The sequence below is a fragment of the Janibacter sp. CFPM2_SD2 genome (assembly GCF_057364645.1).
Map to the genome: position 1 here is coordinate 1 of NZ_JBNFOF010000085.1, position 11,925 is coordinate 11,925.

Annotated in this window: 10 protein-coding genes, 1 tRNA gene and 1 pseudogene; 6 read left to right on the top strand and 6 right to left on the bottom strand. The window is 71.0% G+C overall.

All coding sequences use genetic code 11. From position 1 onward, the window contains the following. Window positions 1–138: 138 nt before the first annotated feature. Window positions 139–696, bottom strand: coding sequence for an RNA polymerase sigma factor (locus AC2W7J_RS09610; protein ID WP_485982218.1), 558 nt, complete (start codon window positions 694–696; stop codon window positions 139–141). A gap of 295 nt (window positions 697–991) precedes the next feature. Between AC2W7J_RS09610 and AC2W7J_RS09615 the strand changes: the two genes are divergently transcribed. Continuing rightward, the gene (locus AC2W7J_RS09615) at window positions 992–1,534 is read left to right on the top strand and encodes a hypothetical protein (protein ID WP_485982219.1); all 543 of its coding nucleotides are present in this window, start codon (window positions 992–994) and stop codon (window positions 1,532–1,534) included. Window positions 1,535–1,720: 186 nt separating this feature from the next. Here AC2W7J_RS09615 and AC2W7J_RS09620 read toward each other — a convergent pair. Then, window positions 1,721–1,791: transfer RNA gene (locus AC2W7J_RS09620), tRNA-Gly, on the bottom strand. Between the two features lie 109 nt (window positions 1,792–1,900). Here AC2W7J_RS09620 and AC2W7J_RS09625 point away from each other — a divergent pair. Further along, the gene (locus AC2W7J_RS09625; RefSeq protein WP_485982220.1) at window positions 1,901–2,590 is read left to right on the top strand and encodes a hypothetical protein; all 690 of its coding nucleotides are present in this window, start codon (window positions 1,901–1,903) and stop codon (window positions 2,588–2,590) included. A gap of 385 nt (window positions 2,591–2,975) precedes the next feature. Continuing rightward, window positions 2,976–4,846 (top strand): annotated as a pseudogene (locus AC2W7J_RS09630) (acyl-CoA dehydrogenase). A gap of 88 nt (window positions 4,847–4,934) precedes the next feature. On the opposite strand, the gene AC2W7J_RS09635 reads toward AC2W7J_RS09630, so the two are convergent. Next, window positions 4,935–5,138 carry a DUF6458 family protein gene (locus AC2W7J_RS09635; protein WP_427801538.1) on the bottom strand — a complete coding sequence of 68 codons (204 nt, stop codon included), beginning with the start codon at window positions 5,136–5,138 and terminating at the stop codon, window positions 4,935–4,937. Window positions 5,139–5,161: 23 nt separating this feature from the next. Next, complete coding sequence (locus AC2W7J_RS09640) at window positions 5,162–5,362, bottom strand: hypothetical protein (protein WP_485982221.1); 201 nt, start codon at window positions 5,360–5,362, stop codon at window positions 5,162–5,164. A gap of 135 nt (window positions 5,363–5,497) precedes the next feature. Between AC2W7J_RS09640 and AC2W7J_RS09645 the strand changes: the two genes are divergently transcribed. Beyond that, on the top strand, window positions 5,498–6,250 hold the full coding sequence (locus tag AC2W7J_RS09645; RefSeq protein WP_421008824.1) for a hypothetical protein: 753 nt from the start codon (window positions 5,498–5,500) through the stop codon (window positions 6,248–6,250). A gap of 20 nt (window positions 6,251–6,270) precedes the next feature. Here the strand turns inward: AC2W7J_RS09645 and AC2W7J_RS09650 are convergent, their stop codons facing one another. Continuing rightward, window positions 6,271–8,118: a bifunctional copper resistance protein CopD/cytochrome c oxidase assembly protein gene (locus tag AC2W7J_RS09650; protein WP_485982222.1), complete on the bottom strand. Its 1,848-nt coding sequence runs from the start codon at window positions 8,116–8,118 to the stop codon at window positions 6,271–6,273. A 316-nt stretch (window positions 8,119–8,434) separates the two neighbouring features. Between AC2W7J_RS09650 and AC2W7J_RS09655 the strand changes: the two genes are divergently transcribed. Beyond that, on the top strand, window positions 8,435–8,794 hold the full coding sequence (locus tag AC2W7J_RS09655) for a MarR family winged helix-turn-helix transcriptional regulator (RefSeq protein WP_485982223.1): 360 nt from the start codon (window positions 8,435–8,437) through the stop codon (window positions 8,792–8,794). 95 nt (window positions 8,795–8,889) lie between these two features. Continuing rightward, on the top strand, window positions 8,890–10,866 hold the full coding sequence (locus tag AC2W7J_RS09660; RefSeq protein ID WP_485982224.1) for an FG-GAP-like repeat-containing protein: 1,977 nt from the start codon (window positions 8,890–8,892) through the stop codon (window positions 10,864–10,866). A gap of 72 nt (window positions 10,867–10,938) precedes the next feature. Here AC2W7J_RS09660 and AC2W7J_RS09665 read toward each other — a convergent pair. Continuing rightward, window positions 10,939–11,925, bottom strand: a 987-nt coding sequence (locus tag AC2W7J_RS09665) for a dihydrolipoamide acetyltransferase family protein (RefSeq protein ID WP_485982225.1), incomplete at its 5' end; no start/stop codon positions are given.

The window sequence follows — 11,925 nt, forward strand, 5'->3', positions numbered from 1 at the left end:
GCTCGGCGTGGGAGCGGGCCCCCTGCACGCGCTCCCACGCTGCCTGCCGCTGCGTCGCGGTGGGCCCGGGCACGTCGGCCCGCAGCTCGCGCAGCGCGTCCATCTCGGGCCCGTCGAGCAGGCCGATGTCGTCAGTGGTCATCTCGGGTCCCTGGTGTCGTCGAGCGCGGCCCGCACGATGCGGCGGGCGCGGTGGAGGCGGGAGCGCACGGTCCCGACCGGCAGGTCGAGGGCCTGGGCGACCTCCGCATAGGTGAGCTCCGCGTGGGCGACGAGCAGCAGCACGTCGCGGTCACCGTCGGAGAGGTCGGCGAGGGCGGTGACGAGCGCCGGGCGGCTCGACTGCGAATCGACGCGGTCGATGGCCCGGTCGGTCTCGTCGCCGGCGGTCGTCAGCGGGTCGACGCCGGTGCGGGCCCAGGCCCGATAGGCGCGGACCTCCTCGCGGTGGTGCCGGGAGAGCAGGTTGCTCGCGATGCCGAAGATCCAGCCGCGCAGCACCCCTCGCTTCGAGTCGAAGGTGTGACCCCTCGCGACCGCCTGCACGAAGGTCTCGCTCGCCAGGTCCTCCGCGACGTCGGCCGGCACCCGCCGGGCGAGGTAGCGGTAGACGTCGGCGTGGTGCCGGTCGAAGACCTCGTCGATCGGCACTCCCCCGATGCTCGGCGGCCGTCGCAGCGCCCTGACCTGCCCCATCGGCGCCCTCCCCGTGTCCGTCCCCAGTGTGCTCACACCTGTACTTGCCCGCAGGGCGAAGGGGGGTTCACGCCCCCTTCGTCGGTCAATGTCGATGGGTGACCCCCAGCGCACCCGGATACATCGACTCAGGGCACTTTGGCTGACGGATGACTGAACCTCTGGAAACTCTCCACGCCTTTTCCCCCGGTTACTGCAAAGTAACGGTAATGTCCTCAGCGATCACGGCCGATCACGGGAGCACAACGGAGTGCTTCGCCCTCCCTGGGCCGACCACCTATGGGAGGGAACCCGTATGACCCCGCAGACGCCCAGCCGTCGCACCATCGTCAAGGGAGCGGCTTGGTCCGCCCCCGTCGTCACCATCGCCGCCGCGGCCCCCTCGCTCGCGGCGTCGACGACCGCGCCGCACGACCTGTCGACGTCGGTGCCCGGCACCGGCACGCGCCAGAGTGCGACCAACCTGAACCTGTCGCCGACGACCTTCAACAACACCGGGTCCGAGTCGATCGAGGGGCTGACCATCACCTTCGTCGTGGACAACGGCCAGACGATCACCGGCATCACCATCTTCGGCAGCGACATCAAGAACCTCGTCCCGGGATCCACGACCAGCGGCTACGGCACCGACACCGTCGTCCTGACGCTCCCCCCGAACACCACCGGTGGCGTCGGTCAGGTCAGCATCGCCCCGGGCGGCAGCTACACCGCGCCGCTCGGCCAGGACCTCGGCCTGAGCAGCCCGACCGCCTTCACCATCTCGGTCACGGTGAAGGCCACCAATGAGCTCGCGGGGGACGTGCCTTACACGTCGACCAACCCCGTCCCTGCCGCCTGAGCGACACACCTGACGAAGGGGCCGCACCCACCCGGGTGCGGCCCTTCGTCATGCCCAGCCTCTCCCCTTCGCCGGTCGATGTATATGGGTGACCTCCAGCGCACCCGGATACATCAACCCAGCCCCTCGCGCGCACAAAGCCCTCGGCCGCGACACCGGGCAGGTGTCGCGGCCGAGGGCTGTCCGAGCCGGTGACGGGAATCGAACCCGCGTGTCCAGCTTGGGAAGCTGGCGCTCTACCATTGAGCTACACCGGCGCGCGAGGCGCAGGCGACATGCTAACCCACGGTCAGCGGCCCGCCGGCACCGACTCCCCCTTCGTCGTCGTGGGTGCACCGAGGCCCCGCGGGATGTTTGGATGACCGGATGAGCACCGAGTGGGACGAGCGCACCGAGGCGCCGATCGTCGAGGCCGCGAGCTTCGCCGAGGCGCCGCTGCCGGAGGCCGGAGAGCGGCAGCTGACCCGGCTGACCCACCCGGACGACCCGCGACTGACGGTCGAGACCCTCCTGCTGCGGCGCGACCACCCCGACCTGGTCGTCGTGCTCCACGGCGCCCTCGTGCGCAAGGACACGACTCTGCCGCGCTTCGAGTGGCTGCGCACGCTGCGCGACCGCCCCGAGAACCTCCTCTTCGTCTCCGACCCGTCGCTCGCGGTCGACCAGGCGATCCCGCTGGCCTGGTACATCGGGCCGCAGGAGCACGACGTCACCGCCCGCCTCGCCGACGAGGTCGCCGCGCTCGCCGGGCGCCTGGGCACGGCTCGCACCGTCTTCACCGGCAGCAGCGGTGGCGGCTACGCCTCGCTGGCCCTCGCGGCCCGAACGCCGGCGTCGCTCGCGGTCTCCTTCTCCCCGCAGACCCGCGTCTCCCGCTACGAGCACATGCCGGTGAAGATCTTCCGCACCCGGCTCTTCCCCGAGCACGCCGACATGGACTCGGTCGAGGCCGCGCACCGCGACCGCGTCGACCTCACCCACCGGTGGCGGCCGGACCGGACCAGCCCGATGCCTTCGTGCGTCTCGTGCACAACAGCGGCGACCCGGGGCACCTAGAGGACCACGTGCGCCCCTTCCTGCGCGCCGCGGGCGTCGACCCCGACGCCGCCGACGGGCCCCGCTTCTCCCTCTCTTCGACGACTTCGCGCAGGGGCACTCGCCGCCGCGGCCGGCCCAGATGCGCGACCAGCTCGACGCGGCCCTGGCCTGGCACGACTCCGTGCGCTGAGCCGGCCACCTCGGCAGGTTGAGCCCCCCCCCTCCCCCCCCTTCGTATGAGAAGGGGGGGTGAGCTGCGTTGTGCGTCAGGTCACCTGCCGTTCGCTTGCCCCAGCAAGCGCACCGGGGAGAGGATGAACCGAATGCACAGTAAGCGCTTGCTTACTGTGTTGTCCCCAGCGTCGGGCAGGCCCGGCGCACGACACGACCAGGAGACGCCTGCATGGGTCACTACAAGAGCAACCTGCGCGACATCGAGTTCAACCTCTTCGAGGTCTTCGGTCGCGACGAGGTCCTGGGCCAGGGCCCCTACGAGGCGGTCGACGCCGACACCGCGCGCGAGATGCTCAAGGAGTACGCGCGTCTGGCCGAGAACGAGCTCGCCGAGTCCTTCGCCGACGCCGACCGAAACCCCCCGGTCTTCGACCCCGAGACCTCGTCCGTGGCGATGCCAGAGTCCTTCAAGAAGTCCTACAAGGCCTTCCAGGACGCCGGCTTCTGGTCGCTCGACCTGCCCGAGGAGCTCGACGGCACCGTCGCTCCCCCGTCGCTGCGCTGGGCGATGAACGAGCTCGTCCTCGGCGCCAACCCGGCGATCGGCATGTTCGGCGCGAGCTACTCCTTCGCCAAGCTGCTCTTCCTGCTCGGCAACGACGAGCAGAAGAAGCTCGCGAAGTGGATCGCGGAGAAGGGCTGGCACTGCACCATGGTGCTCACCGAGCCCGACGCCGGTTCCGACGTCGGGGCCGGCCGGACCAAGGCCACCGACAACGGTGACGGCACCTGGAACATCGAGGGCGTCAAGCGCTTCATCACCTCGGCCGAGTCGGACATGACCGACAACGTCGTCCACTTCGTCCTCGCCCGCCCCGAGGGCGCCGGCCCGGGCACCAAGGGCCTGAGCCTCTTCATCCTCACCAAGTACGCGGTCGACCTCGAGACCGGCGAGCTCGGCGAGCGCAACGGCGTCTACGTCACCAACGTCGAGAAGAAGATGGGCCTGAAGGTCTCGACGACCTGCGAGGTCACCTTCGGCGAGAAGCACGCCGCCGTCGGCACCCTCTTCGGCGACGTCCACGACGGCATCGCGCAGATGTTCCGCGTCATCGAGAACGCCCGGATGATGGTCGGCACCAAGGCCATCGCCACCCTCTCGACCGGCTACCTCAACGCGCTCGAGTACGCCAAGGAGCGCGTCCAGGGCGCCGACCTGACGACGCCGGCCAAGGACGCCCCGCGCGTGACGATCACCCACCACCCCGACGTGCGCCGCAGCCTCATGCTGCAGAAGGCCTACGCCGAGGGCCTGCGAGCGCTCGTCACGCTCACCTCGAGCCAGCAGGACACCGTCGACCTCGAGCAGCTCGCCACGGGCAGCGAGGCGATCGCCGACGACTCCCCCGCCGCGATGGCCAACCGGGTCAACGACCTGCTCCTGCCGATCGTCAAGGGCCTGGGCTCCGAGCGGGCATGGACCCTCCTCGGCACCGAGTCGCTGCAGACCTTCGGTGGCTCCGGCTTCCTGCAGGAGTACCCGATCGAGCAGTACGTCCGCGACGCGAAGATCGACACCCTCTACGAGGGCACGACGGCCATCCAGGGCCAGGACTTCTTCTTCCGCAAGATCGTGCGTGACAACGGCCAGGCGCTGGGTCACATCGCGATGCAGATCCAGGAGTTCGCCCAGGACGTCGACGCGCAGGGCGGCGCGCTCAAGCACGAGCGCGAGCTGCTCGGCCAGGGCCTGGAGAACGTCCAGGGCATCCTCGGCGCGATGTTCCAGGCGCTCATGGCCTCCGACCCCAAGCAGGAGGGCTCTGACGTCACCAACATCTACAAGGTCGGCCAGAACACCTCGCGTCTGCTGCTCGGTGCCGGTGACCTCGTCGTCGGCTGGCTGCTCCTGCGCCAGGCCGCCGTCGCCACCGAGGCCCTCGAGGCCGGCGCGGAGGGCAAGGACAAGGACTTCTACGGACAGGGCACGGCGCGCGCGAGCTTCTTCGCCAAGAACGTCCTGCCGCTCCTCGCGGCGAGCGCGCCATCGCCGAGGCCACGGACAACACCCTGATGGACGTGCCCGAGACGGCCTTCTGAGTCACCTCTCCCCAAGGAGATTCACCCCAGAGCGAAGGGGGCTTCCCGCCAGCTGGCGGGAAGCCCCCTTCGGTCGTGTCCGGAGCGGTCAGTAGCGACGGTCGTCGCGCACGACCGTCTCGCGACGGCGGTTGGTGAAGAGGAAGCTGAGGATGATCGCCAGGGCCCCCAGGGCGATGGCGATCCAGCCGATGGCGTTGAGGTCCAGGCCAGCGACCGACATGTCGCCGTTGTAGGCGAAGACGATGACCAGACCCACGAGCAGCAGGAAGATGCCGGCTCCGATGTACATGTGTGTTGCTCCTTGTCTCCGGCTCAGAGCCGGCTGTCGGTCTCGGTGATGTCGACCCGCTCGGCCGGCTGGTGACGCCCCCGAGGGTCCGCGGGGTCGGTGCGGACCGACAGCCGGGTCGGCACGTCGCGGTGGCGACGGGGTCGGTCGACGAGGTAGAAGCCCACGAGCATGAGCAGGCTGAAGACCACGATGAAGATCCAGAACAGGGCTTCGCCACCCATGGGGCCCACTCCCTTCGATCGGCGTTTCAGCCCAGACTAGCGCCGGGGACGGGGCACACTCGGAGGTGACGCCACGCGTCACACCCGCACCACCCGTCACTGACGGATGTCACCGCCTCGCCCCTGGAGTCCCCCATGCGCCCGAGCACCCGCCGCGCGATGATCCTCACCGCCACCACTGCCCTGACCGTCTCGCTCGCCCCCGCGGCGAGCAGCACCGCCGCCCCGACCGCGGCGCCGGCCGCCGACACCGCGGCGACCGCGAAGCGCGACGTCGGTCTCAACCTCACCGTGGAGCCGCTGTGGAGCGGGACCAACGAGAGCCTGACGACCGTCGGCGAGGTCTTCGATGCCTCGACCTACCGACCGCTCACCGGCCGGCGCATCTCGATCCAGGCCCGCAACGTCGGCTCGACGACGTGGCGTACCGTCGCCACCCCGGAGAGCAACTCCAACGGCGCCTTCCTCGTGCGCCTCACGGCCGACCGGTCCAAGACCTATCGCGCGGTCTACGCGGGCAATGCCTGGTACAGCTACAAGCAGAGCAACTGGGAGCGCCAGACGGCCAAGCCCGGGACCAAGGTGCGCACGAGCGTCAAGCTCAAGGCGACGAGCAACGGCGGCAGCAAGGTCACCGGCCGGGTCACCCAGCTGTGGAGCAACCCGGTCCGCCCGCTCAAGGGCGTGAGCGTCTACATCCAGGCCCGGCAGGCCTACGGCTCCTACTGGTTCGACGCCGGCTCGACGCGGACCAACAGCCTCGGCTACTACAACTGGAACACCTCGGTGAAGCCGAGCGCCTGCTACCGCTACCGCGCCATCTACAAGGGCAACTCCAACGGCTGGGCCGCCAAGAGCGCGACCGGCGAGTGGACCAGCTGCGGCTGACCTCCCCTTCGGCCCCTCGCTCAGTCCTCGCGACCGAGCTGGGCGAGGTGCCGGTTGTAGGCCTCGAGCTCGGCGTCGCCGTCCCGGTCGGCAGCCCGGTCACGACGGCGCGACTCGCGGTCGTCGCTGCGCATCCACTGCCAGGCGACGGCCACGGCGAGCACGAGGGTCGGGGCCTCGCCGACGCCCCACGCGATGGCGCCTCCGGTGCGCTGGTCGGCGACCGGGTCGGTCATCCAGGGCAGGTCGAGCCGTCCGAAGAAGCCCGGGGCGAGCAGCTCGGTGGACTGGGTGAGGATCACCCCGAAGAAGGCGTGGAAGCTGATCGTCGCGAAGAGGACGACGAGCAGCGCGAGCGGCGACCAGCGCTTCGGGCCCGGGTCGATGCCGATGAGCACCCACGTGAACATGTACCCGGTCAGCAGGAAGTGCAGCATCATCAGCACGTGCCCGGTGTGGGTGACCATCGCCAGCTCGAAGAGCGGGCTGTAGTAGAAGATCGCCAGGCTGAAGAAGAAGAGCGACGCCGCGACGGCGGGGTTGGCCAGCACCCGCAGATAGCTCGAGTGGACCGTCGCGAGGATGACCTCGCGCGGACCGAGGGTCTTGTCCCGGCGCGCCGGCAGCGCGCGCAGCGCGAGGGTGATCGGGGCGCCGGGCACGAGCAGCAGCGGCGCGATCATCGCGACGCCCATGTGCTCGACCATGTGCCAGGAAAACAGGATCTTGCCGTAGACGGCCGGGCCGCCCGAGGTGAAGTAGACGAAGACCGCCCAGCCGAGGACCCAGCTGATCGTGCGCAGCACCGACCAGTGGTCCCCCCGGGCGCGCAGGCGCAGGGCCCACCGCACGTAGACGACGACCGCGATGACCGCGACGGCCAGCCACAGCCAGTCGGTCTGCCACGAGGCGATCCAGCTCGTCGAGGTCGGCGCCCCCGGGTCGGGGTAGCCCGACAGGTCGTAGACGATCGAGTTGCCCGGTGCGAGCTGCGCCGACTCGGGCGTCGGCGTGCGGCCGACGGCAACACCCAGACCCATCGCCGTGGCCATGACGATGACCTCGCCGACGGCCAGACGGACGAAGGCGCCGCCCCCGGTCGGGGCACCGGAGGTCGAGGCGCTGGACCCCGCACCGGCCTCCAGGGCGGCGATGACCCGGTGGCGGTGCCACCAGCCGGCGATGCCGAGCAGGACCACCGCGAGCGCCTTGAGCAGGAGCAGCACGCCGTAGCGCGAGGCGAGCCCTGACAGGCCGCCGATGTTGACCCAGGTGGCGAGCACGCCGGAGCCGACGAGCAGTGCGTAGCACCAGCCCGCGATGCTCGAGTAGCGCCGCGTGGTCACGGCGAGGTGCTGGCCGAGCGCGGGGCGGATGACGAGGAGCGCGACGAGCCCGCCGACCCAGACGGTCGCGGAGACGAGGTGGAAGGCCAGCGCGTTGACCCCGCTCATGTGGTCGAGGCTCGCGGCGGAGTGGCCGGCGAGGGCGAGCGGCAGGAGGGCGAGGACCGAGCCGGCGGAGAGCCAGGCGAGCGCGCCCTTGCTCCGGGCGAGCGGCGCGCAGACGGCGACGACACCGACGATCGCCGAGGAGATGACGGCGGTGCGGGTCGAGTCGAGCTCCCAGACGAAGGCGAGCAGCTGCGACAGGTAGGTCGGCGCGCTGAGCGGGAGCCCCGCGAGCGAGGCGAAGTCGCAGAGCATCCGGCCGATGCCGGCGAGGAACCACACGATCGCCGCACCACCGGCCAGCCGGGCGAGGCTGTCGCGCCGCGAGGTGCGGGTCGTCTCCGGCACGAGGAAGGCGGCGAGCACGAGAGCGCCGACGGTCACGGCCGCCGCCGCGTCGTGGACGACGCGCAGCACGGGCAGCGCCCACCGGACGAAGGCGCCGGGGTCGCCGAGCTCGAGCGGCGCGGCCCGCCGCGAAGGCCGTCGCCGCGACGACGACCACCACCGAGACGACGCCGAGGACCCCGAGCGGGAGGGATGTGGTGCGGGTGACGCCCGGGCGTGCAGACATGCCCTCTAATCTAGGCAACGAGTCCGGGGACCACCGCATCGCGTCCTGTCAGGGACAACGATCGAAGGGAGTGCCCGTGACCACGTCGTCCACCGAGCTGAGCACCAGCGTCATCCGCATGATGAGGATGCTGCACGCCACCCGAGCCCGGGCCCCGCGGTGCACCCCGCGGTCGAGCCGAGCCACCACTCGGTCCTCGTCGCCGTGCGCGAGTCCCCGAGCCGGGTCGGCGACATCGCCGAGCGCAACCTCTCCGACGCCTCGACCGTCAGTCGTCAGGTGAGCCACCTGACGGCTCTCGGCCTGCTGCACAAGGTCCCCGACCCCGAGGACGGTCGCGCCCAGCTCGTGGCCCTCACCGACGAGGGCGTCGCCCTGCTCGACGACCTCGTCAAGCACCGCGAGGCCTGGTTCGCCGAGCTGCTCGCCGACTGGAGCGAGCAGGACATCGCGGCCTTCATCGGCTACGTCGACCGCTTCTGCGATGCCGTGGCCGACGACCCGCGCCACCGGGGCTGACCCCCCTTCGTCCCCTGCCGGAGGCAACCCTGCGGGCCGCTGGGGCGTCTGTCAGGATGACCGATGTCACTGGCCACAGACCGGGGGGACCCACCATGTCGCACCGCCGAGCAGTACTCACCGCGCTCGTCCTGACCACGTCGGGGGCACTCGTCGGCACGTCCGCCGGCGCCGCGCCCGCCGCACCCACCAGCACGGGCATCGACGTCATCTGCGACGGGATCGGGGCCGACACCGTCACCGTCAACGGCGAGCTCGCCTCCGGCGGCACCGCGGAGATCACCCGCGGGCCGCTGACCGTCGTCGGCCGCCCCGGGTTCACCGGCGAGGACGCGAGCGGCCACCAGGTCGAGGTCGCGCCCACCGGTCAGGGGGCCGTGTGCACCGCCGACGAGACGACCACGGCCGACGACATCTCGCAGGTGCTGCCGGCCGTCCAGGCGGTCAAGGCGCCGACGAACGGCGAGGTGAGCGGCCGGCTGACCTTCACCGTCGAGGTCGACACGACGACGACCGCGGCCGCGAAGTCCGCCGCCGCGCAGAGTGACGCCCAGTCGACGGCTGCGGCGCTGCCCTTCGAGTCCGAGCTGCGCACCTACCTCGCCTCGCGGCCGGGCGCCGTGGGTGTGGCCGTGCGCCTGCCGGGCAAGAACACGTCCTGGACCTACACCAAGGTCTCCTCGCGCAATGTCACGGCGAGCATCGTCAAGGTGCAGATCATGTCGGCCGTGATGATGAAGGCCCAGGCCGAGGGGCGCGCCCTCTCGAGCTGGGAGAAGTCGAAGATCTCGCCGATGATCCGCAACAGCGACAACGACGCGACGACGGCGCTCTTCAACCACATCGGCGGCCGCGCCGCCATCGACAGCAGCGCCGACCGGCTCGGCATGAGCGGCACCGTCGCCGACCCCTACAACCACTGGGGCCTGACGAGCACGACCGCCGCCGACCAGGCCAGGCTGATGGAGCACTACGCGCGCACCTCCTCGGTGCTCAGCGCGACCAACCGGATGTACGGCCTGAGCCTGATGCGCCAGATCAACTCCAGCCAGGACTGGGGCGTGACCGCCGGCCCGCCGGCCGGGACGGTCGCGCTGAAGAACGGCTGGCTGCCGCGCACCGACGGCTGGCACGTCAACTCCATCGGCTGGGTCAAGTCCTATGCGCCCGACTACACGATCGCCGTGCTCACCCACGACAACCCGGGCGCGATGAGCACCCAGGTCTCGACGATCGAGGGCGTCTCGCGGATCGTGTGGAAGAACCGCAGCAAGCTCGTCGACTCGACGACCCCCACGCCCACCCCGAAGCGCGCGATGCGCGGTGACTGGGACGGCGACGGCAAGGCCGACCTGTGGGGCCTGTCGGCGAGCGGCCGGGTCTACGTCATGAAGAGCAGCGGCACCAACGTCGGCGCCAAGAAGGTCGTCAAGTCCGGCCTCTCGGACGCCACGTGGATCGGCAGCGCCGGCGACGTCAACCGCGACGGTCGCGCCGACGTCCTCGTGCGTCGCGGCGACGGTCGCCTGCAGCTGATGCGCACGACGAGCAGCGGGGCCCTCGGCACCCTGTCGACGATCGGCACCGGCTGGGGCGCCTACACCGACATCGCGGCCGGCGGGGACGTCGACGGCAACGGCCGGCTCGACATCCTCGTGCGCAAGGTCGGCGGCTACGTCGACCTCTACGACGTGACTGACAAGGGCAGCCTGCGACGGGTGCGCGCGATGGGCCGCCCGGCCGTCTACTACTCCAACATCATGCTCGTGAACGACGTCAACGGGGACGGCAAGGACGACATGCGAGGCGTCTCCAGCGGCGGCCGGATGCGCACCTGGACCTCGACGGGCACGAGCTGGAAGCAGACGAGCGCGACGAGCACCGGCTGGAACACCTATCGCTTCGTCGCCTCCCCCGGCGACGTCAACGCCTCCTCGACGAAGCAGGACGACGTCGTCGCCGTCACCTCCTCCGGCGCCGGCCGCCTGATGTACGGCGCCACCGGCGGTGGCATGGGCAACGGCTACCGCACCCTGGCGGAGTACCTCGGCGGACTGCCGATGGTCTTCTGACCCCGGACGCGCCTGTGGGGCTGTCCCTCCTCTCGGAGGGGCAGCCCCACAGGCATGTCGAAGGGGGTGCCCTCAGGCCCAGAGGAAGGCGGTGCCGGGGTCGTGGAGCAGGGCCGCGACGTCGGCGAGCAGCTTGGAGCCGAGCTCACCGTCGATCAGCCGGTGGTCGAAGGAGAGCGCGAGCTGGGTGACCCAGCGCGGCTCGATCGACTCGCTGCCGTCGGCCGCGGTGACGACCCACGGCATGCGCCGCACGGCACCGAAGGCGAGGATCGCCGCCTCGCCGGGGTTGAGGATCGGGGTGCCGGTGTCGACGCCGAAGACGCCGACGTTGGTGATCGTCGCCGTGCCACCGGACAGGTCGGCGGGCTGGGTGCGCCCGTCGCGCGCCGTGGCGACGAGGTCGCCGAGGGCACCGGCCAGGTCGTGCAGCGAGAGCTGGTCGGCGGCCTTGATGTTGGGCACGAGCAGCCCGCGCGGGGTGGCCGCGGCGATGCCGAGGTTGACCTGCGGGTGCAGCACGATCTCCTGCGCGCCCTGGTCCCAGCTCGCGTTGGCCTCGCGGTGCCGTCGCAGGGCGAGGCAGAAGGCCTTGGCGACGAGCAGCAGCGGCGTGACCTTGACGTCGGCGAAGGCCCGGTCCCGCTTGAGCCGGTCGACCAGCTCCATCATCGCGGTGACGTCGGCGGTGACGAACTCGGTGACGTGCGGTGCGGTGAAGGCCGAGGCGACCATCGCCTCCGCCGTCGCCTTGCGCACGCCCTTGATCGGCACGCGCACCTCTTCGCGCTGGTCGAGGTGCGAGGAACGAGCCTCGAGACCACTCCCCGCGGCCGCGCCCTCGACATCCGCCCGGGTGACGATCCCCCCTTCGCCCGTGGGGGCCACGGACTGCAGGTCGATGCCGAGGTCCTTGGCCAGCTTGCGCACCGGCGGCTTGGCCAGGGCGCGGGTCTGCGCGCCCGTGAGCGGCTGGGCCGGGGGCCGACCCTTCGAGACGGCGCTGGCGCGCCTCCTCAGGGACCGGGGGTGCCGCGGGGGCGGCCGGAGCGGGCGCGG

What these genes read in the sequence shown, in the direction of transcription:
- AC2W7J_RS09660 (WP_485982224.1), top strand. Translation starts at nt 8,890, where the DNA reads ATGTCGCACCGCCGAGCAGTACTCACCGCGCTCGTCCTGACCACGTCG.
- AC2W7J_RS09615 (WP_485982219.1), top strand. Translation starts at nt 992, where the DNA reads ATGACCCCGCAGACGCCCAGCCGTCGCACCATCGTCAAGGGAGCGGCT.
- AC2W7J_RS09645 (WP_421008824.1), top strand. Translation starts at nt 5,498, where the DNA reads ATGCGCCCGAGCACCCGCCGCGCGATGATCCTCACCGCCACCACTGCC.
- AC2W7J_RS09640 (WP_485982221.1), bottom strand. Translation starts at nt 5,362, where the DNA reads ATGGGTGGCGAAGCCCTGTTCTGGATCTTCATCGTGGTCTTCAGCCTG.
- AC2W7J_RS09635 (WP_427801538.1), bottom strand. Translation starts at nt 5,138, where the DNA reads ATGTACATCGGAGCCGGCATCTTCCTGCTGCTCGTGGGTCTGGTCATC.
- AC2W7J_RS09610 (WP_485982218.1), bottom strand. Translation starts at nt 696, where the DNA reads ATGGGGCAGGTCAGGGCGCTGCGACGGCCGCCGAGCATCGGGGGAGTG.
- AC2W7J_RS09625 (WP_485982220.1), top strand. Translation starts at nt 1,901, where the DNA reads ATGAGCACCGAGTGGGACGAGCGCACCGAGGCGCCGATCGTCGAGGCC.